26 protein-coding genes are annotated in these 22,775 nt (G+C 72.7%); 17 read left to right on the plus strand and 9 right to left on the minus strand.

Annotation, left to right across the window (positions count from 1 at the left end; all coding sequences use genetic code 11):
* The first annotated feature begins 96 nt into the window (after positions 1-96).
* Entirely contained in the window at positions 97-1,512 is a 1,416-nt protein-coding gene (locus ACSQ2D_RS05350; protein WP_435987818.1) for a DHA2 family efflux MFS transporter permease subunit, read from the plus strand.
* Between the two features lie 81 nt (positions 1,513-1,593).
* Here the strand turns inward: ACSQ2D_RS05350 and ACSQ2D_RS05355 are convergent, their stop codons facing one another.
* Positions 1,594-2,334 carry a hypothetical protein gene (locus ACSQ2D_RS05355; protein ID WP_435984958.1) on the minus strand — a complete coding sequence of 247 codons (741 nt, stop codon included), beginning with the start codon at positions 2,332-2,334 and terminating at the stop codon, positions 1,594-1,596.
* 36 nt (positions 2,335-2,370) lie between these two features.
* On the minus strand, positions 2,371-2,592 hold the full coding sequence (locus tag ACSQ2D_RS05360; RefSeq protein WP_056822077.1) for a hypothetical protein: 222 nt from the start codon (positions 2,590-2,592) through the stop codon (positions 2,371-2,373).
* A gap of 119 nt (positions 2,593-2,711) precedes the next feature.
* On the opposite strand from ACSQ2D_RS05360, the gene ACSQ2D_RS05365 reads away from it, so the two are divergent.
* On the plus strand, positions 2,712-3,056 hold the full coding sequence (locus ACSQ2D_RS05365) for an iron chaperone (RefSeq protein WP_435984959.1): 345 nt from the start codon (positions 2,712-2,714) through the stop codon (positions 3,054-3,056).
* Here the strand turns inward: ACSQ2D_RS05365 and ACSQ2D_RS05370 are convergent.
* From ACSQ2D_RS05370 to ACSQ2D_RS05390, 5 genes are all read right to left on the minus strand, one after another.
* Positions 3,025-3,822, minus strand: coding sequence for a M15 family metallopeptidase (locus ACSQ2D_RS05370; RefSeq protein WP_435984960.1), 798 nt, complete (start codon positions 3,820-3,822; stop codon positions 3,025-3,027). The two genes, ACSQ2D_RS05365 and ACSQ2D_RS05370, sit on opposite strands and share 32 nt — an antisense overlap.
* Positions 3,819-4,925: a D-alanine--D-alanine ligase family protein gene (locus tag ACSQ2D_RS05375; protein ID WP_435984961.1), complete on the minus strand. Its 1,107-nt coding sequence runs from the start codon at positions 4,923-4,925 to the stop codon at positions 3,819-3,821. The genes ACSQ2D_RS05370 and ACSQ2D_RS05375 overlap by 4 nt, the downstream gene beginning before the upstream one ends.
* Entirely contained in the window at positions 4,922-6,106 is a 1,185-nt protein-coding gene (gene alr / locus ACSQ2D_RS05380) for an alanine racemase (protein WP_435984962.1), read from the minus strand. Before alr ends, ACSQ2D_RS05375 begins: the two co-directional genes overlap by 4 nt.
* A gap of 128 nt (positions 6,107-6,234) precedes the next feature.
* Positions 6,235-6,876, minus strand: a complete 642-nt coding sequence (locus tag ACSQ2D_RS05385; RefSeq protein WP_435987819.1) for a response regulator — start codon at positions 6,874-6,876, stop codon at positions 6,235-6,237.
* 8 nt (positions 6,877-6,884) lie between these two features.
* Positions 6,885-8,207: a histidine kinase gene (locus ACSQ2D_RS05390; protein WP_435984963.1), complete on the minus strand. Its 1,323-nt coding sequence runs from the start codon at positions 8,205-8,207 to the stop codon at positions 6,885-6,887.
* A 256-nt stretch (positions 8,208-8,463) separates the two neighbouring features.
* Here ACSQ2D_RS05390 and infA point away from each other — a divergent pair, with 256 nt between their 5' ends.
* The 7 genes from infA to rplQ all read left to right on the plus strand — a co-directional run bounded on the left by infA (position 8,464) and on the right by rplQ (position 12,646).
* Entirely contained in the window at positions 8,464-8,685 is a 222-nt protein-coding gene (gene infA / locus ACSQ2D_RS05395; protein ID WP_013493543.1) for a translation initiation factor IF-1, read from the plus strand.
* Between the two features lie 155 nt (positions 8,686-8,840).
* Complete coding sequence (rpmJ, locus tag ACSQ2D_RS05400; protein WP_006592630.1) at positions 8,841-8,954, plus strand: 50S ribosomal protein L36; 114 nt, start codon at positions 8,841-8,843, stop codon at positions 8,952-8,954.
* A 225-nt stretch (positions 8,955-9,179) separates the two neighbouring features.
* The gene (rpsM, locus tag ACSQ2D_RS05405) at positions 9,180-9,554 is read left to right on the plus strand and encodes a 30S ribosomal protein S13 (protein WP_020143209.1); all 375 of its coding nucleotides are present in this window, start codon (positions 9,180-9,182) and stop codon (positions 9,552-9,554) included.
* 71 nt (positions 9,555-9,625) lie between these two features.
* Entirely contained in the window at positions 9,626-10,021 is a 396-nt protein-coding gene (gene rpsK, locus ACSQ2D_RS05410; RefSeq protein ID WP_034801606.1) for a 30S ribosomal protein S11, read from the plus strand.
* A gap of 32 nt (positions 10,022-10,053) precedes the next feature.
* Positions 10,054-10,662 carry a 30S ribosomal protein S4 gene (rpsD, locus tag ACSQ2D_RS05415; protein ID WP_045191881.1) on the plus strand — a complete coding sequence of 203 codons (609 nt, stop codon included), beginning with the start codon at positions 10,054-10,056 and terminating at the stop codon, positions 10,660-10,662.
* Between the two features lie 163 nt (positions 10,663-10,825).
* Positions 10,826-11,857, plus strand: coding sequence for a DNA-directed RNA polymerase subunit alpha (locus ACSQ2D_RS05420; RefSeq protein WP_020143206.1), 1,032 nt, complete (start codon positions 10,826-10,828; stop codon positions 11,855-11,857).
* Between the two features lie 72 nt (positions 11,858-11,929).
* Complete coding sequence (rplQ, locus tag ACSQ2D_RS05425; RefSeq protein WP_435984964.1) at positions 11,930-12,646, plus strand: 50S ribosomal protein L17, sunset domain variant; 717 nt, start codon at positions 11,930-11,932, stop codon at positions 12,644-12,646.
* Positions 12,647-12,722: 76 nt separating this feature from the next.
* On the opposite strand, the gene ACSQ2D_RS05430 is transcribed toward rplQ, so the two are convergent.
* Positions 12,723-13,265, minus strand: a complete 543-nt coding sequence (locus ACSQ2D_RS05430; protein ID WP_435984965.1) for an AMIN-like domain-containing (lipo)protein — start codon at positions 13,263-13,265, stop codon at positions 12,723-12,725.
* Positions 13,266-13,391: 126 nt separating this feature from the next.
* Between ACSQ2D_RS05430 and truA the strand changes: the two genes are divergently transcribed.
* From truA to ACSQ2D_RS05465, 7 genes are all read left to right on the plus strand, one after another.
* Positions 13,392-14,258 carry a tRNA pseudouridine(38-40) synthase TruA gene (truA, locus tag ACSQ2D_RS05435; RefSeq protein WP_435984966.1) on the plus strand — a complete coding sequence of 289 codons (867 nt, stop codon included), beginning with the start codon at positions 13,392-13,394 and terminating at the stop codon, positions 14,256-14,258.
* Between the two features lie 62 nt (positions 14,259-14,320).
* On the plus strand, positions 14,321-14,938 hold the full coding sequence (locus tag ACSQ2D_RS05440) for a hypothetical protein (RefSeq protein ID WP_435984967.1): 618 nt from the start codon (positions 14,321-14,323) through the stop codon (positions 14,936-14,938).
* Between the two features lie 16 nt (positions 14,939-14,954).
* A complete protein-coding gene (locus ACSQ2D_RS05445) occupies positions 14,955-15,581 on the plus strand; it encodes a hypothetical protein (protein ID WP_435984968.1) in 627 nt (208 codons plus the stop codon).
* A 65-nt stretch (positions 15,582-15,646) separates the two neighbouring features.
* Positions 15,647-17,329 carry an ABC-F family ATP-binding cassette domain-containing protein gene (locus tag ACSQ2D_RS05450; protein ID WP_435984969.1) on the plus strand — a complete coding sequence of 561 codons (1,683 nt, stop codon included), beginning with the start codon at positions 15,647-15,649 and terminating at the stop codon, positions 17,327-17,329.
* A 71-nt stretch (positions 17,330-17,400) separates the two neighbouring features.
* Complete coding sequence (locus ACSQ2D_RS05455; protein ID WP_435984970.1) at positions 17,401-18,450, plus strand: NAD(P)H-dependent flavin oxidoreductase; 1,050 nt, start codon at positions 17,401-17,403, stop codon at positions 18,448-18,450.
* A gap of 225 nt (positions 18,451-18,675) precedes the next feature.
* Complete coding sequence (locus ACSQ2D_RS05460; RefSeq protein ID WP_435984971.1) at positions 18,676-20,475, plus strand: carbohydrate-binding module family 20 domain-containing protein; 1,800 nt, start codon at positions 18,676-18,678, stop codon at positions 20,473-20,475.
* Between the two features lie 115 nt (positions 20,476-20,590).
* Entirely contained in the window at positions 20,591-21,121 is a 531-nt protein-coding gene (locus ACSQ2D_RS05465; RefSeq protein WP_435984972.1) for a YbaK/EbsC family protein, read from the plus strand.
* Positions 21,122-21,129: 8 nt separating this feature from the next.
* Here the strand turns inward: ACSQ2D_RS05465 and ACSQ2D_RS05470 are convergent, their stop codons facing one another.
* On the minus strand, positions 21,130-21,411 hold the full coding sequence (locus ACSQ2D_RS05470; protein WP_020143197.1) for a WhiB family transcriptional regulator: 282 nt from the start codon (positions 21,409-21,411) through the stop codon (positions 21,130-21,132).
* Positions 21,412-21,594: 183 nt separating this feature from the next.
* Here ACSQ2D_RS05470 and ACSQ2D_RS05475 point away from each other — a divergent pair, with 183 nt between their 5' ends.
* A complete protein-coding gene (locus ACSQ2D_RS05475) occupies positions 21,595-22,680 on the plus strand; it encodes a MerR family transcriptional regulator (protein ID WP_435984973.1) in 1,086 nt (361 codons plus the stop codon).
* The last annotated feature ends 95 nt before the right edge of the window (positions 22,681-22,775 follow it).

The raw sequence follows: 22,775 nt of genomic DNA on the forward strand, positions 1-22,775 counted from the left end.
CGCGACGCGACGGCAGAGGCAGCGGTCCCGACGGCCGCCCCGGCCCTGTCGGGCGGGGTGCCTGACGGGCTCAACCCGTGGCCGGCCCTGTGGGCCATGGTCATCGGCTTCTTCATGATCCTCGTCGACTCGACCATCGTGTCGGTGGCGACCCCGGCGATCCTGCGGGGCCTCGACACCGACGTCAACAGCGTCATCTGGGTCACGAGCGCCTACCTGCTGGCCTACGCCACGCCGCTGCTCATCACCGGCCGGCTCGGTGACCGCTACGGCCCGAAGAACCTCTACCTCGTGGGGCTGACGGTCTTCACCCTCGCCTCGCTGTGGTGCGGGCTCACCGGCACCGTCACCGGGCTCATCATCGCCCGCGTCGTGCAGGGTCTCGGCGCCTCGATGCTGACGCCGCAGACGATGGCCGTCATCACCCGCACGTTCCCGGCGGCGTCCCGCGGTCAGGCCATGGCGCTGTGGGGTGCCACGGCCGGCGTGGCGATCCTCGTCGGCCCTGTCGTCGGTGGGCTGCTCGTCGACGGTCCCGGCTGGGAGTGGATCTTCTTCATCAACGTGCCCGTCGGTGTCGTGGCCTTCGTCCTCGCCGCCCGGCTCGTGCCGCGGCTCGAGACGCACAGCCACAGCTTCGACTGGATCGGCGTGGGGCTCTCGGCGGTCGGCATGTTCCTCGTCGTGTTCGGCGTCCAGGAGGGCGAGACCTACGACTGGGGGACCATCTCCGGCTTCGTCTCCGTGCCGCTGCTCATCGGAGCAGGCCTGCTCGTCCTCGGCGTCTTCATCTGGTGGCAGGCGCACAACACCCGCGAGCCCCTCCTGCCGCTGCGGCTCTTCGACGACCGCAACTTCTCGCTCGCCAACGTCGCGATCACGACCATCGGCTTCTCCATCACGGCGATGGCCTTCCCCTTCATGCTCTACGCCCAGGCGGTGCGCGGCATGTCGCCGACCGCCTCGGCCCTCCTGCTCGCCCCGATGGCCGTCATCTCGGGCGGCCTCGCGCCGGTGTCCGGCCGGCTCGCCGACCGCGTCCACCCGCGCGGCATCACCGCGGCCGGGATCGGCCTCACGGCGCTGTCGCTGCTCTGGCTCGCCCTCGTCATGCACCCGGAGACGCAGACGTGGCAGCTGCTCCTGCCCATGGCGCTCATGGGCGTCGGCAACGCCTTCATGTGGGGTCCCCTGGGCGCCACGGCCACCCGCAACCTGCCGCTGTCGTCGGCCGGTGCCGGGTCGGGCGTCTACAACACGACGCGCCAGGTCGGCGCGGTCCTCGGCAGCGCAGCCATCGCAGCCCTCATCGAGGCCCGGCTCGCCGCCGACCTGCCCGGCATCTCGGGCCAGCTCGGCGGGCTGCAGGGCTCCGGGGCCACGATGCCGGCACAGGTCGCGAGCGGCTTCGCCGACGCGATGTCGGAGTCGATGCTGCTGCCCGCCGCGGTCCTGCTCATCGGCGTCGTCGCCGTGCTCTTCTTCGAGCGGCCCGCGATCCACCGGGCCTGAGGAGCGGGCGGGGCGCGCGTCGACCCGGCCCGTGTCGGCTCGGGTGTCTCCGGAGTGCCGTCGGCGGACTCGGCGAACGCTCTAGCGGCCGAGCCCCCCGGGCGTGCCGCCGACGTGGACGACCATCCGCTCGGCGACGACGCGAGCGTTGGCCTGGAGCACGTCGAGGGGGACCCGCGGGAGGTTCTCCTCCCAGTCGATGAGCGGCGACCCGCGGAACTGGAGCATGCGGGCGGGGCGACCGAGGAAGAACAGGTGCAGGTGGGCTCCGCCGTCGCCGTACTTCGCCAGCTGGGCCCGCCCGACGCTCGGCACGTGCTCGACGGCGTCCGACACCGCGACGACGAGCTGGCCCATCTCGGCCGCGAGGTCGCCCGGCAGGGAGGGCAGGTCGTGGTGCGCGAGGGGCATGAGCATGAGCATCACGGGCAGGCCGGTGTCGACGGAGAGCGTGAGGCGCCACCGGGCGTTCGACCAGACGAGCCGGTCGTCGGTGTCCCCGAAGCCGCCGGCGCACCAGCAGTCGGCGGCGTGCTCGCCGCGCCGTGCGGGCTCCTCGTCCGCCGGAGGCTGCACCGGCTTGAGGCGCAGGCCCTCGATCTCGTAGGGGTAGATGTCCCAGCCGGGCATCTCCTCGACCGCGACAGGAAGGCGGCCGTCCGCGCCGGCCGCGGCCGCGATGCGTGCGTAGTAGTCCTCCACGCTCTCCGCGGCCGACGGGGGCGCCGTGACCGCGTCCGTGCGGTCAGGCGGCGTCTCCTGAGCCGGTGACGGCGTGGAGGTGGCGGGTGGGACGGTGGCGTCAGCGCCGGGCTCGGTCACCCGGCCAGTATGCCGCTCCCACCCGCCGGCTCCCGGCTACTTCGAGGGCTGAGGCGTCGAGCAGCCGATGCGCGGGTCGAGCCCGACGTAGTTGAGCGGTCCGGCGACGATCGTCACGGCCGTCGTGGCCAGCCGGCTGCAGCTGGGGTCGGACGAGCCGAAGTAGCCGCGCTGGAAGGCGGCGAAGACGCCGATGAGGAGCCAGAGCAGCACGACGACGGTGGAGGTCTGCGTGCGCGTGCGGGTGCGAGCGCTCATGGTGGCCTTTCGTGGAGGGTCGTCACGACGACGACCGTGGAGGGGTCGCCCACCCATACCCGGGCGACCGGGGGTGGCGAACCCGCCCGTGGCGGCGACGGTGGTGCGACCATGGCCGGGTGGGAACGATCGGCGACTACCTCGGCGGACTCGAGCCGGCCCAGCGCGCAGCCCTCCAGCACGTCGTCGACGTCGCGCGTCGCGTGGCACCCGAGGCGGACGAGGGCACGAGCTACGGGATGCCGGCGCTGCGCCTCGCCGGCCGCCCGCTCCTCGGGATCACGGCGGCGGCCAAGCACCTCTCGGTCTTCCCGTTCAGCCCGGCCGTCGTCGAAGCCGTCGCGCCCGACCTCACGGGTCACTCCCTGAGCAAGGGCACGATCCGTTTCGCCGTCGACCAGCCGATCCCCGACGAGGTCATCGAGCGCATCGTCACCCTGCGCCGGGCCGAGCTCGAGCGCTGAGCGTCGTCGTCGCGCCTGCGACACCGTCCGGCGCAGTGACCGGTCCGTGGATCGCGAAGGGACTGCCGGTGACGTGGGCCCAGTAGCGGTCCCCGAACGACCAGTGCCACCACTCGGTCGGGTAGTTGACCATGCCTGACCGTCCCAGGGCGCGAGCGAGCGCGCCCCGCAGGCGGCGCGCCTCGTCACCGATGCCGGGGGCGTCGAAGTAGCACGCCCCACCGCTCTGCTCGGGGGTCGCGTCGACGGGGCAACCGAGGTCGAGCCGGCGCCCGTCGTCGTCGCAGAGCGTCAGGTCGACGGCGGCCCCGCTGACGTGCGGGGCCGTGGCCGGTGGGGCCACGAACCGGCTCGCCAGCCGGTCGAGGGCGTGAGCGTCGAGCCCGGGCTGCTCGGTCGCGAGGCGCGCCCGGTACGCGGCGTGGATCATCCGCTGGGTGTCCAGCGGACGAAGTCCCTCGACGACGAGCAGGTGCAGGTCGTCGGGGAGCAGGGCCCCGGCCTCGCCGAGACGGTCGGCGAGCGTGCGTCGGACCAGCCGGTGCGGTCCGGGCGGGGGCGCGGTCGCCCGGTCCGGTGCAGAGCCCGGCAGACCGAGACCCGGTGGTGGTGGCGGGGGCTGGTGCTCGACCCGCACCCCGACGCTCGCGAGGTCGACCAGCGGGGAGCCGTCCTCGACGACGGGGATGGAGCTGACCCGCGGGTCGGCGAGCAGCAGCGGGCTCGTGGAGCTGCCCGGCGACGTCCGGCTCGGTGACGCGCTCATCCGACGACCACACCACGGGGCGCGTCGACCGGCCGGCCGGCGGCGGTGCGCACGAGGAGGTCGACGAGCGCCGGGTAGGTCAGACCGGCGGCGGCCCACATCCGCGGGAACTGCGACGCCGGGGTGAAACCGGGGAAGGTGTTGACCTCGTTGAGCACCGGCCCGTCCGGTCCCACGAGGAAGTCGACACGGGCGAGACCGCGACACCCGAGCGCCCGGTACGCCGTCGTCGCCAACTCACCGAGGCGCGCCGTCTGCTCCGGGGGGAGCGGGGCGGGCACGGTGAACCTCGTCCCGGCCCCGGCGTACTTTGCGGCCTCGGTGAAGAACGGCTCGTCGGGGTCGCTCTCGACGAGCAGGGCGGGCCCGCACCGCACCTGCCCGTCGGGCAGCTCGAGCAACGGCACGTCGACCTCGAGGCCGGCCACCTCTGCCTCGACGAGGACTCCGTCCGTCCCGTGCTCGAGAGCGGTCGAGAGCGCCCGCGACAGGGCGTCCGACAGACCGCCGCCCGGCAGGGCACCCGGCAGAGCACCCGACGGGGCCCCGGGCGTCCGGAGGCGACCGCCGTCGGCGCTCGCGTCGACCCTGGTGACCCCCACGCTCGACCCCCCGTGCACCGGCTTGACGAACAGCGGGCCGCGCAGCCCGGCCCCGAGCACGTCGTCGACGAGGCGCTGGAGCTCGGCGGCCGAGCGCGTCGCGGCGACCGCCCGCTCCGAGGGGACGAACAGTCCCGGCGCGACCGCCACCCCGGCGGCGGCCACGACGAGCTTCGTCAGCTGCTTGTCCAGGCACACGGCGCTCGCCGCGACGGGCGAGCCGACGTAGGGCACCCCGAGGATCTCGAGGAACCCCTGCACCGTTCCGTCCTCGCCGAGCACCCCGTGCAGCGCGGGCACCACCACGTCGCAGCCCCGCAGCGTCTCGGCGGCGTGCAGCACGCCCGAGCCCGCGCCGGTCCGCCACTCGCCCGACCGGTCGACGAGGACGGGCACGACGTCGTGGCCCGCGCTCCGCAGGCCGGCGACGATCCCCTCACCGCTCGCGACCGACACGTCGTGCTCCGAGCTCGTGCCCCCGTGGATGACGGCGACCCTCATCGTTCCTCCGTTCCGACGCCGGGCACCGCGATGCCGTGGGCGCCCCCGACGTGTCGGCGCGCGACGCGTGCGCCGATGCCCGTGTAGATCTCGTGCTCGTTGGTGCCGGCCCAGCGCGCCCAGTCACGGGCGGTCGGCTCGCCGCGGTCGCCCGCGCCGAGGACGAGGACCTCCGTGCCGACCGCGACCGGCTCCGGGCCCACGTCGGCGACGACCTGGTCCATGCACACCCGTCCGATGAGCGGCGCCCGGCGCCCGCCGACCCAGACGCTCGCCCGGCCGGTGGCGGCTCGCGGCAGCCCGTCGGCGTAGCCGAGCGGCACGAGCGCCAGGTGGGTGTCGCGCGTCGTGCGGCCGAGGTGGTCGTAGCCGACCCCGCGGCCCGCCGCGACGTGGCGCACCTGGACGACCCGGGTTCGCAGGGTGAGCGCGGGGCGGAGCCCGTCGCCGATCCCGTAGATCCCGGCTCCGACCCGGACGAGGTCGTATGCCGTGTGGCGCGAGTTCGTCTGCACCGCAGCGGTGTTCGCGAGGTGGACGACCTCTGGTCGCAGTCCGGCGGCGCGGGCGAGGTCGACGCCGACGCGGAACATGAGCAGCTGCCGGTGGGTGGCGACCGCGTCGGGCTCGCCGCCGTGCGAGAGGTGGGACCACAGACCGGCGACCCGGACCCGGCCGGCCGACTCCAGCGCTGCGGCGGCCGAGACGAGCCGGGCCCAGTCCTCGCCCGGGCAGCCGCTGCGGTGCAGGCCGGTGTCGAGCTTGAGGTGGATGCGGGCGCGCCCCGTGGCGCGGGCGACCGCGGCGAGGTCGACGGGGCTGCTCACCGAGAGGTCGACGTCGGCGGCGACAGCCTCCTCGGCGCGGGCCGGCTCGAACAGCCAGGCGAGGACGGGAGCCGCGATGCCGGCCCGACGCAGCTCGAGCGCCTCGCTGACGCGGGTCACCCCGAGCCACGACGCCCCGGCGGCGAGGCAGGTGCGCGCGACCGGCACGGCGCCGTGCCCGAACGCATCCGCCTTGACGACGGCCATGAGCCGGGTGCCGGCGCTGTCGCGGAGGGCGCGGACGTTGGCCGCGACGGCCTCGTGGTCGACGACGGCCTCGGCGAGCTCGCCGGCCAGCAGGACGGGCCCCGGTGACGCGGGGTCGACGGTGGTCGACGGGTCGGTCTCGATCATGGCTCGACGCTAGGAGCGCGGCCCCGGGACGCACATCGGGCCGCGGGCCGAACCCGGCCTCCTCCCGTGGGAGGAGCCGGTTGCCGGCCGGGTGGAGGCCGCTGCGGCCACGTGCGGTCCGCACCGGCTCAGGACAGTGCCACGGCACCCGTCTGGTAGGCCAGCACGACGAGCGCGACGCGGTCGCGCACCCCGGTCTTGGCCAGGATGTGGCCGACGTGCGTCTTGACCGTCGTCTCCGACACGAAGAGGGCCGCGGCGATCTCGGAGTTCGTCAGACCGTTGGCGATGGCCACCCAGACCTCGCGCTCGCGGTCGGTCAGGGCCGTGGTGCGGTCGAGGAGCGCCGGCGCCACCGGGGCGCTCCGGACGTAGGTCTCGACGAGGCGGCGCGTCGTCGACGGGGCGATGACGGCGTCGCCGGCGTGCACCGTCCGGATCGCGGCGAGGAGGTCCTCGGGAGGCGCGTCCTTGAGGAGGAAGCCGGAGGCGCCGGCCCGCAGGGCCGTGAAGGCGTACTCGTCGAGGTCGAAGGTCGTGAGCACGAGAACCCTGGTGGCGCAGCCACGCTCGACGATCAGACGGGTGGCCTCGATCCCGTCCATCCGGGGCATGCGGACGTCCATGAGGACGACGTCCACCGGCACGGTGGAGAGGGTGTCGAGACACTGCTGCCCGTCGGCGCACTCGGCGACGACGAGGAGGTCGGGCTGCGACCGGACGAGCATCGCGAAGCCGGCGCGCACCAGCGCCTGGTCGTCGACGATCATGACGCGGATCACGGGGACACCTCGATGGGCCGGGTGGCCTCGGCGGCGAGGCGGGGCAGCGTCGCCACGACCCGGAAGCCGCCGCGGGGGTCGGGCCCCGTGACGAGCGAGCCGCCCAGCACGTCGACCCGCTCGGCCATGCCGCGCAGCCCGTGGCCGGGGGCGCCGCCGTCCCCGCCGTCCCCGACGCCGTCGTCGACGACCTCGACGACGACGCGGGTCGGGTCGACCGTGACGCTCACCCACGCGGTCGCGTCGTCGCCCGCGTGCTTCATGACGTTCGTCAGGGCCTCCTGGACGATGCGGTACGCCGTCAGCCCGGTCGCGGCGTCACCCTCGGTCGCGTCGCGGGGGAGCAGCTCGCCCTCCTGGCGCAGGTGCACGACCCTCCCGCCCGCGGTGAGGCCCGCCACGAGCGTCTCGATGTCGGCGAGGCCCGGCTGGGGTGCGTCCGGGACCTCGGTCGCGTCGTCGCGGAGCACGCCCAGCAGCCGCCGCATCTCGGCCAGCGAGGCCCGCCCCGTCGCGGCGATCGTCGCGAGCGCGGTCGTCGCGGCGTCGGGGTCGGAGGCGGCCGCGAAGCGCGCCCCGTCGGCCTGCACGATCATCACCGACAGCCCGTGCGCCACGACGTCGTGCATCTCGCGGGCGATCCGCTGCCGGTCGGCCAGGCCGTCGGCGCGGCTCACCGCAGCACGCTCGGCCCGCTCGTGCGCGGCCGCCTCGGCCGCGTGCGACGCGGACTCGTGCTGCAGGGCCGCCCGCTCCCGGGCAGCCCGGACCTGGTCGGCGACGGCCCACGTCAGCACGACGACGGCGCCGCTGTTGAAGAGGAAGACGGCGACGCGGTCGGACAGGAAGGTCTCGAGCGGCGGCAGGAAGTAGCCGTAGCGGACGAAGAGCAGCGCGGTCGCGAGGCCGATCGAGCCCAGGGCCGCCGCGAGGGCCCACAGCCCGCCCCGCCGGTCGGTCCACAGCGTGACGCCGAAGAGTGCGACGAGCGCCATGAGCACCGTCGGCAGCCCGAGCATGGCGCCGAGGGCATACAGCAGGTAGGCGAGGACGCCGCACGCCGCGAACGTCGCGCGCGGGAAGCGGGGGAGCAGGAGCAGGGCGAGCGCACCGAGCCCGATCCCGACGTAGCCGAGGACCGCGGGCTGGTCCCGGACGTTGACCCACCAGGCGCTGCGGCCCAGCACCGCGGCGACCGTGATCGACCCGACGAAGTAGAGCAGCGCGATGATCGCCCCGACGCGGTCGACGAGGGGCCGGCCCGCAGCTGCGGGTCCCGCAGGTGCAGCGGCAGCCTGGGGTCTGGGCCGGACGGTCACGCGAGCACGCTACCCAAGGCGCCGGCATACGGGATCCTCCGGTGGGAGGACCTCTGCGAGGTCACGGGCGCGCCCGGTCCGGGAGGGTCGTCGCCCTCGGCCACGATTTCGGGGAACGGCCCCACGTGGCGTAGTCTTGTGCGTTGGGTGTCGTGTGCCTCGGCGCCTGAGTCACTGCTGTGCGACGAGCACGGCACCCAGGCACGCCCCAAGGCCGGCTCAGTCCGGGTCGGCCACCAACAGATAGACGGAGGATATGGCCAAGAAGGACGGTGTCATCGAGATCGAGGGCACGATCGTCGAGGCTCTCCCGAACGCGATGTTCCGGGTGGAGCTCTCCAACGGTCACAAGGTGCTCGCACACATCTCGGGCAAGATGCGACAGCACTACATCAGGATCCTCCCGGAGGACCGTGTGGTGGTCGAGCTCTCGCCCTATGACCTGACCCGCGGTCGGATCGTCTTCCGCTACCGCTGAGCACCAGGGTCGGCCGCGACCGGTCCGCGAGAGCGGGCATGTCAGGCCGGGACGAGTGCGAGGCACCAACTCCCGATTACACAACCAAGCACCTGATCGTCACGTGCCCTCCGGGGCCCGCGGTGGCAGGCGCGCGATCTGAAGACAGCAGGCAGATGAAGGTTCAGCCGAGCGTCAAGAAGATCTGCGACAAGTGCAAGGTGATCCGCCGCAACGGTCGGGTCATGGTGATCTGCGAGAACCTGCGCCACAAGCAGCGCCAGGGCTGAGCAGAAGCACCACCCTCGCCGTCGACAGAACTTCGACAGCACGCAAGACAAGTGAATGAAAGCAGCACCCGGCCCCTGATGACCGACCGTCGTGTCGGCGCAGGACGTCACCCCCGGCACGGAGGCCGGGGACCGGTGGTCCGTCCTTCTGTGTGGCGGACCGTGACCCCGGATCGGTGCCTTGCTCCAGACCTCCGCGTAACAGAAATCAGGAGACAACCCAACATGGCTCGTCTTGTTGGAGTCGACCTTCCGCGCGAGAAGCGCGTCGAGGTCGCACTGACCTACATCTTCGGTGTCGGTCGCACCCGTTCCAAGGAGGCGCTGGTTGCCACCGGCGTCGACCCCAACACCCGCGTCAAGGACCTCGGTGAGACCGAGCTCGTTGCGCTTCGTGACTTCCTCGAGGGCAACTACCGCCTCGAGGGTGACCTTCGCCGTGAGGTGCAGGCCGACATCCGCCGCAAGGTCGAGATCGGCTCCTACGAAGGTCTCCGTCACCGTCGTGGTCTGCCCGTGCGCGGTCAGCGCACCAAGACCAACGCGCGCACCCGCAAGGGCCCGAAGCGCACCGTGGCCGGCAAGAAGAAGGCCAAGTGACCCTGATCGAGACCGCCCCGGCGAGCTCATCAGTGGTCCACACCGACATTCAGTTCTGACGTAGGAGAAAAATGCCTCCCAAGGCTCGTGTGACGAAGGTTCGTCGCAAGGAGAAGAAGAACGTCGCCCACGGGCACGCTCACATCAAGAGCACGTTCAACAACACGATCATCTCGATCACGGACCCCACCGGTGCCGTGATCTCGTGGGCCTCTGCCGGCCAGGTCGGCTTCAAGGGCTCGCGCAAGTCCACCCCGTTCGCCGCCCAGATGGCCGCCGAGGCTGCTGCCCGCCGCGCCATGGAGCACGGCATGCGCAAGGTCGACGTCTTCGTCAAGGGCCCGGGCTCGGGCCGCGAGACGGCGATCCGCTCGCTCACCGCCACCGGCCTCGAGGTCGGCGCGATCAGCGACGTCACGCCCACGCCGCACAACGGTGTCCGCCCGCCCAAGCGCCGTCGCGTCTGATCCGGCCCTGAGCGAGAGAGAGAACTAGAAACATGGCTCGTTACACCGGCCCGATCACCAAGAAGTCCCGCCGCCTCAAGATGGACCTCGTCGGCGGCGACAAGAACTTCGAGCTCCGTCCCTTCCCGCCCGGCCAGCACGGCCGTCGCCGGATCCAGGAGAAGGAGTACCTCACCCAGCTCCAGGAGAAGCAGCGCGCCCGCTTCCAGTACGGCGTCATGGAGAAGCAGTTCGTCCGCTACTACAAGGAAGCGGCGAAGCGCCCCGGCAAGACCGGCGAGAACCTTCTCCAGATCCTCGAGTCGCGCCTGGACAACGTGGTCTACCGCGCGGGCCTGGCCCGCACGCGTCGCCACGCCCGCCAGCTCGTGACGCACGGTCACTTCGAGGTCAACGGCGTGCGCGTCGACGTCCCGAGCTACCGCGTCGAGCAGTACGACATCATCACGGTCCGCAAGCAGTCCGTCGAGAGCTTCCCGTTCGAGCTGGCTCGCCAGACGTTCGGCGAGCGTCCCGTCCCGGCCTGGATGCAGGTCGTCGACGGCTCGCTGCAGATCCTCATCCACCAGCTCCCGGTGCGCGCGCAGATCGACTCGCAGCTCACCGAGCAGCTGATCGTCGAGCTCTACTCGAAGAACTGACACCAGCCCCACGTCGTATGCCGCTGGGCCCGCCCAGCGGCATACGGCCGGGGTTGTGCCTGGGGTCGCGCTCGCAGACAGAGCCGAGCCGGCCCGCCCGGATCACGACCGGGCAGTTTCACGAGGCGTCATATGGCGGTCGCCCGTGGGAAGGAAATGAACAGTGCTCATCGCACAGCGTCCCGTGCTCTCCGAAGAGGTCGTGGTCGAGAACCGCAGCCGCTTCACCATCGAGCCGCTCGAGCCCGGCTTCGGCTACACGCTCGGCAACTCCCTCCGTCGCACCCTGCTCTCGAGCATCCCGGGCGCGGCGGTCACCTCCATCCGCATCGACGGCGTGCTCCACGAGTTCACGACCGTTCCGGGCGTGAAGGAGGACGTCACCGAGATGATCCTCAACATCAAGGGCCTCGTCGTCTCCTCGGAGCACGACGAGCCGGTCGTCATGTACCTGCGCAAGCAGGGCCCGGGTGCGGTCACCGCCGCCGACATCACGCCTCCGGCTGGTGTCGAGGTGCACAACCCCGACCTGCACATCGCGACGCTGAACGACAAGGGCAAGCTCGAGATGGAGCTGACCGTGGAGCGTGGCCGTGGCTACGTCTCGGCGCAGCAGAACAAGTCCGGTGACCAGGAGATCGGCCGCATCCCGGTCGACTCGATCTACAGCCCGGTGCTCACCGTGACCTACAAGGTCGAGGCGACCCGAGTCGAGCAGCGCACCGACTTCGACAAGCTCATCGTCGACGTCGAGACGAAGAACTCGATGACCCCGCGTGACGCCATGGCCTCGGCCGGCAAGACGCTGGTGGAGCTCTTCGGTCTGGCGCGCGAGCTCAACGTCGAGGCCGAGGGCATCGACATGGGCCCGTCGCCGACGGACGCCGCGCTCGCCGCGGACCTCGCGCTGCCGATCGAGGACCTCGACCTCACCGTTCGTTCCTACAACTGCCTCAAGCGCGAGGGCATCCACACCGTGGGTGAGCTCGTGGGCCGCAGCGAGGCCGACCTGCTCGACATCCGCAACTTCGGTGCGAAGTCGATCGACGAGGTCAAGGCCAAGCTCGTCGGCATGGGTCTGGCCCTCAAGGACAGCCCGCCCGGGTTCGACCCGTCTGCCCTCGTCGACGGCTACGGCGAGGACGACTACAGCGACGACGACGACCAGTCGTTCGTCGAGGACGAGCGTCTCTGACCAACCGCTTCTTGACCGAGCCCTCGGCGCCCTGCTCGAGAACGGCCTGGTCGGACTTCTAGGAGAAACGAAATGCCCACCCCCACCAAGGGTCCCCGCGTCGGTGGCGGCCCCGCCCACGAGCGGCTGATCCTGGCCAACCTCGCGACGTCGCTCTTCGAGCACGACAAGATCACGACGACCGAGGCCAAGGCCAAGCGTCTGCGTCCGCTCGCCGAGCGTCTCATCACGTTCGCCAAGCGCGGCGACCTGCACGCCCGTCGTCGCGTCCTCACGGTCGTGCGCGACAAGGGTGTCGTCCACCGCCTCTTCGCCGAGATCGCCCCCGACATGGCGGCTCGCGAGGGTGGTTACACCCGTATCACGAAGATCGGCCCCCGCAAGGGTGACAACGCCCCCATGGTCGTCATCGAGCTCGTCCGCGAGCCGCTGTCGGCCAAGAAGGCGACGGTCAAGGAGGCCGAGGCCGCCACGAAGCGCGCTGCGAAGCAGAGCGAGTCGAAGCAGGCCGCTGCCGAGACCAAGGCCGCCGAGGACGCCGACAAGGTCGAGACGACCGAGGCCACCGAGGCCACCGAGGCCGCTGCCACGCTGCCCGAGGGCGCCGTCGCCGCGAACGAGGACGGCTCGTCGCCCGACGACAGCTACACCGTCAAGGGCAACGCCGACTCCGGCAAGTACCACGAGGCCGACGGCCAGTGGTACGACCAGACGGTCGCCGAGTTCTGGTTCAAGTCGGCCGAGGACGCCGAGGCCGCCGGCTTCACGAAGGCCGGCTCGGGCTCCTGAGCCACGTCGAGTGACGTCGCGCCCCGGCGCGACGAGCGAAGGGCCCCGCACCACTGGTGCGGGGCCCTTCGCGCGCTCACCAGCGGTGGGCGACGTCGACGACGAGACGTCGGACCCCGTCGGCATCGACGAGCACGAAGGCGCGCATCGGCAGCCGGGCCCGCACGCCGAGGCCGTAGTCGGTGTAGCCCTCGAAGCTGCCCACGCCCTTCAGCTGCCGGAAGGTGGTCCAGCCGGAGAAGGTCGTCGTGGTCGGGCGGAGGGTCGACGGGGCGTCGACGGTGACCTGGATCCTCGCGCCACCACTCACGGCGACGGGCAGGCCGCTGCCCGGCGCGGTGACGGCGCTGACGTAGCGCACGCTGTAGCCGAGGGTGCCGCGGCCACGGGCGACGTCGACGACGAGCCGGTCGTAGCAGGTGTGGCGGCCGGCGCGGACCCCCGTGACCGCGCCGGTCCAGAGCTGGGCGGGGCTCGTCGCCTTGGCGGTCGAGCCCCAGGTGATGCCGCAGTACGGTGCGGTCGACGCGGTGGCTGTCGCGCCCGTGCCGGCGGCGACCGGTGCGGCGAGGACGGCAGCGCACGCGGCGACGAGGAGGCTGCGGGTGACGGTGTGCATGGAGGTTCCCCCTTCTGGCGGGCCCGGGCCCGGTGGTCCGTGCCTCACTTCTAGGACGTGCAGCGCTCCACGGCGGTTGACGGGTGCCCGATGCGCGTCAGCGGACTCCCGTTAGGCTCGGGCGCCATGAATGCGTCGAGCGAGTCGAGCGGGTCCACGCTGCGCGTGCGCCTCGACCTGGCCTACGACGGGACCGGCTTCTCCGGGTGGGCCGCGCAGCCGGTACTGCGCACGGTGCAGGGAGAGCTCACCGCCGCCCTGACCACGGTGCTGCGCAGCCCCGAGCCCGTCCGGGTCACCGTGGCCGGTCGCACCGACGCCGGCGTCCACGCGCGCGGTCAGGTCGCCCACGTGGACCTCGACCCCGAGGCGTGGGCGGCGCTCCCGGGACGCTCCGACCGCGAGCCCGGGGTCGCCCTCGTCAGCCGTCTCGGCGGTCTGCTGGCCCCGGACGTCGTCGTGCGTCGCGCCGCCGTCGCCCCGGTCGGCTTCGACGCACGCTTCTCGGCGGTGGAGCGGCGCTACCTCTACCGCCTCGCCGACCCGGACGCCGCCCGCGACCCCCTGCGCCGCCACGACACGGTCTGGTGGCGTCGACCCCTCGACGTCGAGGCGATGGACGAGGCGGCGCGCTCGCTCGTCGGCCTGCGCGACTTCGCGGCGTTCTGCAAGCAGCGCGAGGGCGCGACGACCGTGCGCACCCTGCTCGACTTCTCGTGGGTCCGCCTGCCCGACGGTGTGCTCGCCGCGACGGTGCGGGCCGACGCGTTCTGCCACTCGATGGTGCGGTCGCTCGTCGGCGCCGTGGTGCCCGTCGGGGAGGGGCGACGCGCTGTGGAGTGGCCGCGGTCGCTCCGGGACCGGGGCGAGCGCACCGCGGGGATCCACGTCATGCCCCCGCACGGCCTCAGCCTCGAGGAGGTGCTCTACCCGCCGGACGCCGACCTGGCGGCACGAGCGTCGCTGACGCGGGCCCGACGGTCGCCCGCGTGAGCGGTGTCTCAGGCCCGAGACCGGACCGGCGTCCGCTCGGCCGCTGTGGTTGGATCGACCGCATGAAGGCCCGCCCGACCCGCGTCGTCTCGGTGGGCGTCCTCACGTGCACGCTCGTGCTCACGGGCTGCTCGAAGGACACCACCGCATCGCCGCCGTCGGTGTCGAGCAGCTCGGCCCCCTCCTCCTCGGGCAGCACGTCGGGCTCCGGCGGCTCGGCCACGACCACCGAGGGCGACGAGGTCCGGGGCCGTTCCGGTGCCTTCACCGTCGTGCCCCCGGAGGGCTGGACCGAGGCGACCGACAAGGCGACCGGCGTCGCCGACATCGACGTCGTGCTCCTCTCGTCCAAGAAGGTAGGGTCCTTCGCCAACAACCTCGTGGTCACCTCGGCCGCCGGCGACCGGTCGGTCCTCGACGACGAGCTGGCCAAGGGACGTCAGCAGCTGGCCGCGGCGGGACGCACGGTCTCCTCGGCGCCCGACAAGACCGTCTCGGGCTCCCCGGCCGTCGGCTTCACGACGACCTTCGAGCAGCAGGGCATCAAGGTGCTCGCCCGCTCCTACGGCGTCGCACGTGGCGGCCGCATCTACCTGCTCACCCTCAGCTCGTCCCAGGCCGACGCGACGCACGCGATGGCCGAGTTCGACGAGCTCCTCTCGACCTGGACGTGGACGTAGCCCGATGGCGGCGCGCGTGAGGACGTCGGCGGCCCTGCTCCCGGCGATCGCCCTGGTCGTGGGCCCGGGCCTCGCCGGGTGCTCCGGCGACCCCGCCCCGGCGACGCCGACCCCGACCGACGTCGGCGTCGTGCACCTGCCGACGTCCGCGCCACCGACGACGGACAGCGCCGGTCACCCCATCAAGGCGCTCCCCGCCGCGGTCGGCCCCGTCGCGATGACCGAGGACCGTGTCCGCGGCATCGACTACAGCTACCTCCAGCCGGTCGGGTGGAGTCGGGCCGAGCGCGAGCTCGACCCGCCGCCGGACACCCTCGTGCAGCCCGACGACGACGAGGTGCCGGCCTTCATCGCCGTCGAGCGCCCGATCAAGGTCGGGTCGCACTCGCTGGCCGAGGTCGTCGACGGGCTCCGGGAGGGCTTCGAGGCCAAGGGCCTCACACCGATGGCGGCGCCCGAGCGCGACATCGCCGGCTACCGGGGGATGGGCATCGTCGTCGACCAGTCGGAGCAGGTGCGCCACGTCTACTACGTCGTCGCCTACACCGAGCAGGCCTTCGCGATACGGCTCACCTACGATCCCGCACACCCGGAGGCCCTCGACGTCTACCGCGCCGTGCTCGACTCCTGGTCGTGGGGGTGACGCGTGCGCGACCGGATGCTTAACCGGGTGACGCGGCCACACGGCATACGTCAGGCTTGACCCCCGTGGGCCACGTCGACGTCAACTCCGTCTCCTTCAGCCTGCCGGACGGCAGGCCGCTGCTCAACGACGTCTCGGTGCGGGTCGGCGAGGGCGCCAAGGTTGCGCTCATCGGGCCCAACGGGACCGGCAAGACGACGCTGACCCGGATCATCGCGGGCGACATCGCCGCCCACGAGGGCGCGGTCACCCGTTCGGGCGGCCTCGGCGTCATGCGCCAGTTCATCGGCAAGGTGCGCGACGACACGACCGTGCGCGACCTGCTCGTCTCGGTGGCCCCCGACCGCATCCGCGCGGCGGCCGAGGAGGTCGACCGCTGCGAGCTGCTCATGATGGAGCGCGACTCCGAGGACGACCAGATGGCCTACGCCCACGCGCTCGTCGAGTGGGGTGAGGCCGGCGGCTACGAGCAGGAGACCCTCTGGGACCAGTGCACCGTCGCGGCCCTCGGCATCCCGTACGAGCAGGCGCAGTGGCGCGCGGTCACGACGCTCTCCGGCGGCGAGCAGAAACGGCTCGTGCTCGAGGCGCTGCTGCGCGGCCCCGAGGAGGTGCTGCTCCTCGACGAGCCCGACAACTACCTCGACGTGCCGACGAAGCGCTGGCTCGAGGAGGCGCTCGTGGCCTCGCCGAAGACAGTGCTCTTCATCAGCCACGACCGTGAGCTGCTCGACCGGGTCGCCACCCGGGTCGCGACGCTCGAGCCCGGCGGCGCCGGTGCGACCCTCTGGGTGCACCCCGGTCGGTTCGCGACCTACGCCCAGGCCCGCTCCGACCGCAACGACCGACTCGAGGAGCTGCGTCGACGCTGGGACGAGGAGCACGTCAAGCTCAAGACCCTCGTCCAGACGCTCAAGGTCAAGGCCAAGTTCAACGACGGCATGGCCTCGCGCTACCAGGCCGCGCAGACCCGGCTGGCCAAGTTCGAGCAGGCCGGACCGCCCGAGGAGACGCCGATGACGCAGTCGGTCAAGATGCGCCTCACCGGTGGGCGCACGGCCAAGCGCGCCATCGTCGCGACGGGCCTCGAGCTGACCGGCCTGATGAAGCCGTTCGACCTCGAGGTCTGGTACGGCGAGCGGGTCGCGATCCTCGGCAGCAACGGCTCGGGCAAGTCGCACTTCCTCCGGCTGCTCGCGTGCGGCGGCACCGACCCCGAGCGCGAGCACCAGCCCGTCGGCGACGTGCGGCCGGTGCCCGTCGAGCACTCCGGCGTCGTGCGACTCGGCTCCCGCGTGCGTCCGGGATGGTTCGCGCAGACGCACGAGCACCCGTCCCTCATGGGGCGCACCCTCCTCGAGATCCTGCACCGCGGCGACGAGCACCGCGAGGGGCGACCGCGTGAGCAGGCCGCCCGCGCACTCGACCGCTACGAGCTGGCGCGGTCGGGCGAGCAGAAGTTCGAGTCGCTGTCGGGCGGGCAGCAGGCCCGCTTCCAGATCCTGCTGCTCGAACTGTCGGGCGCGACGATGCTGTTGCTCGACGAGCCCACCGACAACCTCGACCTCCAGTCGGCCGAGGCGCTCGAGGAGGGGCTCGACCGCTTCGAGGGCACCGTCGTGGCCGTCACCCACGACCGGTGGTTCGCCCGCGGCTTCGACCGCTTCCTCGTCTTCGGCGCCGACGGCCGCGTCTACGAGTCGACCGAGCCGGTGTGGGACGAGGGGCGGGTCGTCCGGCCGCGGTGACACCGCCCACACCGTCCACGACGCCCGCGGGGCCCGGTGCCCCGGCCGGGGGAGCGGAGTAGCGTCGGGGCATGCTGCTGCGAACGCTCGAGACCGGTGTCGTCGGCGCGCCCATGGCGGGAGGCCCGACGACGCCCGAGCTCGTCGCCGCGGTCGGCGATGCCGGCGGTCTGGGCATGCTGGCTGCCGGCTACCTCACGGCCCCACAGCTCGCGTCGGCCATCGCCGAGGTGTGGGACGCGAGCCCGCGCCCTTTCGGCGTCAACCTCTTCGTGCCCGCCCAGGCGAACGCGTATGCGGTCGGGCCCGGAGAGCTGAGCGGCACCGAGCGCGTGGAGGCCGTGGCTGCCTACCGCGAGGCGCTCGGCGAGGACGCCCGGTCCGTCGGCGCGGAGCCCGGGGAGCCGAGACCCGGCGACGACGACGACTGGGAGCGCAAGCTCGACCTCGTCGTCCGCGAGCGAGTTCCCTTGGTGTCGTTCACCTTCGGGCTGCCGAGCACGGCGGTGCTCGGTGAGCTGCGGCGCGCCGGCATCGAGACGGTCGCCACGGTCACCGACATCGACGAGGTGGCCGCGGCGCTCGGCGCAGGTGTCGACGGGCTGTGCCTCCAGGGTCCGGCAGGCGGTGGACACCGCGGCACGCTCGACCCGGCCAAGGAGCCCTCGGGTGCCGACCTGCTCGACCTCGTCGCCGCCGTGCGGTCGCAGACGGACGTCCCGATCGTCGCCGCGGGCGGCATCTCGACCCCCGATCGGGCCGCGAAGGTGCGTGCCGCCGGCGCCGACGCCGTCCAGATCGGGACCGCCCTGCTGCTGACCCCCGAGGCGGGCACCGGCCTCGCCTACCGTCGCGCCCTCGCCGATCCCGCCTACGAGCGCACCGCGGTGACGCGGGCCTACTCCGGCCGCCTCGCGCGCGGTCTCGAGACCGACTTCCTGCGTCGGCACGACGGCCAGGCCCCGGCGGCCTACCCGGAGGTCCACCACCTCACGGTGCCGCTGCGGCGGGCGTCGGCCCGGGCCGAGCGGCCCGACCTGCTCGCGCTGTGGGCCGGCACGGGCTGGCGGTCGGCCCGACCGGTGCCCGCCGCCACGGTCGTCGCCGAGCTGGCCCGCTGACCGACCGGACCGTGGCGGGACAGGCCCGGGACGGTGCTGTCGGTCCCGTCGGTGATGTCCGGCGGACCCCCGGGTGACCCTGCAGGTGGGAGCGCCCGTTTCGGGTTGCGGGGTGTGCCCCGCGGCGGTTGACTGCCGCAAGTTCTTGCATGTGAGTGCAGGAACTTCCACGAGGTGACGGCCGCGCCGTCGCACCCACCGCACGTCTCGACGAGGAGATGCCGCATGCGCCTGCCCGAACCGTCCACACCGCCACCACCACCCGGACGCGAAGGGCCGCGCCGGCGTCCGCGCCGCTCGAGGCTCGTCGCCGCGGCGGTCGCCGCCCTCGCCGCGGTCGGCTGGTCCGTCGCCGGGCCGGTCGACGGACCCGCGGCCGTCGTGCAGCAGGCCGCCGCGACCCCGCCGGGCGGCAAGGACGTCACCGCGACCCTCTTCGAGTGGCGTTACGACGCCGTCGCCCGCGAGTGCACCAACGTGCTCGGGCCGAAGGGCTACGGCTTCGTCGAGGTCTCACCGGCGGCCGAGCACGTCCAGGGTCCGCAGTGGTGGACGTCGTACCAGCCGGTGAGCTATCGCATCGGTGGCCGGCTCGGCGACCCGACCGCCTTCCGCTCGATGGTGACCTCGTGCCACGACGCGGGGGTCAAGGTCGTCGCCGACGTCGTCGTCAACCACATGAGCGCCGGGTCGGGCACGGGCACGGCCGGCAGCAGCTACACGAAGTACGCCTACCCGAGCGTCTACTCCGACCGCGACTTCCACGGCTGCCGGCAGAACATCAGCACCTACGCCGACCGCACCAACGTCCAGACCTGCGAGCTCGTCGGCCTCGCCGACCTCGACACGGGCAGCGACTACGTCCGCGGTGCGATCGCCGGCTACCTCAACACCCTGCTCGGCCTCGGCGTCGACGGCTTCCGCATCGACGCCGCCAAGCACGTGGCCGCGACCGACCTCGCCGCCATCAAGGCCAAGCTGACCAACCCCAACGCCTTCTGGGTCCACGAGGTCATCTACGGGGCCGGCGAGGCCGTGCAGCCCACCGAGTACACGGGGTCCGGTGACGTCGACGAGTTCCGGGCGGCATACGACCTCAAGCGGATCTTCACGAGCGAGAAGCTCAGCTACCTCAGCAGCTGGGGTGCCTCGTGGGGCTACCTGCCGAGCGGCAACGCGCGCACGTTCGTCGACAACTGGGACACCGAGCGCAACGGCTCGACCCTGAGCTACAAGGCGGGCGCGACGTACACCCTGGCCAACGTCTTCATGCTCGCCTGGCCGTACGGCGCCCCGAACGTCTTCTCCGGCTACGAGTGGAGCGACCCCGACGCCGGACCGCCGCTCGGTGGCGCCGTCAACGCGTGCTACTCCGACGGGTGGAAGTGCCAGCACGCGTGGAGCCAGATCGCCGGCATGGTGGGCTTTCGCAACGCCGTGGCCGGGACCGCCGTGACGAGCTGGTGGAGCAACGGCAACAACGTCATCGCCTTCGGGCGCGGCTCCAAGGGCTACGTCGTCGTCAACCACGAGACCGGCCCCGTGACCGCGACCTTCCAGACCTCGCTGCCCGCCGGGACGTACTGCGACGTCACGCACGGCACCGTCTCGTCGGGCACCTGCTCGGCGGCGACGTACACCGTGAGCGCCTCGGGGACCTTCACGGCGACGGTCGGCGCCAACGAGACGATCGCGCTGCACGTGGGCGCCGTCAGCGGCGCCGTTCCGGCGACGGCGTCGGTGAGCTTCGGCGTCAACGCCACGACGTCCGTCGGCCAGGACGTCTACGTCGTCGGCGACGCCGCCGCGCTGGGCTCGTGGGCGCCGGCCTCGGCCATCGAGCTCGACCCGTCCGCCTACCCGGTCTGGAGGCGCACCGTGTCGCTCACCCCGGGGACCGTCGTGCAGTACAAGTACCTCCGCAAGGACGCCGCGGGCACCGTGACGTGGGAGTCGGGCGCCAACCGCACCGTCACGGTGCCGGCGTCGGGGACGGTGACGCTCGACGACACCTGGCGTCCCTGACGGTCGCCCGTGTGCCGTCGGGCCCGTCTGCGGTCCGGGCCGTATGCCGTCGGGCGGGCCCACGGCATGCGGGCCCCGCGGCGCGGCGAGGGAGCGGGCGGCCTACGCTCGGGGCATGCCCAGCCCTGAAGGAAACCTGACGTGGGTGGCTGCCTCGGAGCGCCCCGACCTGCTCGCGCCACCCGTCGCCGCGGCGCTCGAGCACGTGCCGGGCGTCCGGGTGGCCCCGATCGACTCGACGCTCGCCGACACGGCGGCTTTCTGCGAGGCCTACGACGTCGCGCCCGAGGCATCGGCCAACTGCGTCGTCGTCGAGGCGCGCCGCGGCGAGGAGACGACCCTCGCCGCCGTCATGGTGCTCGCGACCGACCGGGCCGACATCAACCGCGTTGTGCGCAAGCACCTCGGCGCTCGCAAGATCTCGTTCGCCGACCAGTCGAAGGCCCAGGAGCTGACCGGCATGCAGCAGGGCGCGATCACGCCCGTCGGGCTACCGGCGGGCTGGCCCGTGCTCGTCGACGAGGCGGTCGTCGCAGCCGGTCCGGTCGTCATCGGCGCGGGTGTGCGCGGCGCCAAGCTGCTGCTCGACGGGTCGGCGCTCGCCGCCCTGCCGACGGCGGAGGTCATCGCCCTCGCCGTGCGCTGACGGCTCGGTCAGCCGGCGACGTCCCAGAGCATCTGGGCGCGCTCGGTCGGCGTCGTGCCGCCCCAGATGCCGAACGTCTCGGGCACCCGGAGCGCGTGGTCGAGGCACCGCTCGCGGACGGGGCACGAGGCGCAGACCATGCGGGCGGCCTCGGTCTGCTCGCGACGCTCGCGCTGGTCGAGCTCCTGGTCGTCCGCGAAGAACTGCTCGACGGCCTTGGTGCGGCAGCGACCCTGCTCCTGCCACTCGTACGAGGAGTAGGTGGGGCGCGGAAGGCGAGTGATCGTCATGGCTTCCTCCGTGGGTCCGATCGAGCGATCTGATGCAGAACTTACGCAGAACTTACGCATTGCACAAGAGGTCTGCATAAGTTTATGATCGGGGTGCCCGATCGGCGCTGGAGCGGTCCATGACGGGAATCTCGGACCGCTCCGCCCGACGCGGGCGACCAACGTGAAACGGTGATGATCGACATGAACCCGCAGCCGGCAGCCCCGAGCGAGCCTGGCCAGACGGGGCCCGACGACCCCGAGCCGGGGGAGCGGCCACCCGAGCTGGGCTGGCCCGTCGGTGTCGTGTCCGAGCGGCTGGCGATCGCGGCACCGACGCTCCGCTCCTGGGACCGTCGCCACGGTGTCGGCCCGAGCCTGCGCACGCGCGGCAACCACCGGCGCTACACCGAGCTCGACATCCGACGCGTGCTGCTGATGTCCCGCCTGACCGCCCAGGGCGTGCCCGCTCAGAGCGCGGCGGACTCGGTGCTCACCCTGGACGCCGCGGCGATCGCCGAACGTCTCGAGGGGGACGGCGTGCTCGAGGCCCTGAGTGAGCGTGGCGGGTCCGGGCGCGCGCCCGGCGCGGCGGGCGACGCGACGGACGGCGCGGTCTCCGTGTCGGTGGGCGACGCCGCGGGGTCCGGGCAGGATGCGACCGACCTCGTCGAGGCCATCGTGGGCGCGGCCCGGGCGCTCGACCCCCGCACCATGGCCCTGCTCTACCGACAGGTCATGCGCCGCCGCGACGTCGGCCGGGCCTGGGTCGACGTCTTCGCGCCGGCGCTGCGCCGGGTCGGTGCCCTCTGGGAGGAGGGGCGGCTCGGGGTCCAGTCCGAGCACCTGACGAGCGAGCTGCTCCAGTCCGAGCTGCGCGCGGTCGTGCGGGCCAACCGGCTGCGCGTCTCCGGCCTGCCCGTCGTCCTGGCGAGCGCCGACGACGAGCAGCACCACCTCCCGCTGCTCGCGCTCGAGGCGGAGCTCGCGCGCCACGGGGTGGCGAGCCTCTTCCTCGGCCCGCGCGTGCCGTCCGACGCCCTCGTGTCGGCGCTGCGCGAGTCGCAGCCGCGGGCGGTCTTCCTCTGGGCCTCTCTCGCCCGGCCGCAGGCCGAACCCTTCTGGCGCGACCTCGAGGTCGTGGACTGGCCGCTCGAGGTCGTCGTCGGCGGGCCCGGCTGGCCGGACGGGATCGTCGTGCCGGAGGGTCCGGTGAGCGTGACGCGGGTTGCCGACTTCGACGCGGCCGTGGCTGCCCTCGTCCCGCGCCCGGGCGGTCCAGAGCGCTGAGCGGCTGCCGTTCCGCGCAAGAAACCGCAACATCCTGAGCGTGAGTGCAAAATTTTGCAGTTCAGGTCTGGCGTGGTGTCCGATACGGGCGCTAG

The organism is Terrabacter sp. LjRoot27, from assembly GCF_964254175.1.
In the GTDB taxonomy this organism is placed as follows: domain Bacteria; phylum Actinomycetota; class Actinomycetes; order Actinomycetales; family Dermatophilaceae; genus Terrabacter.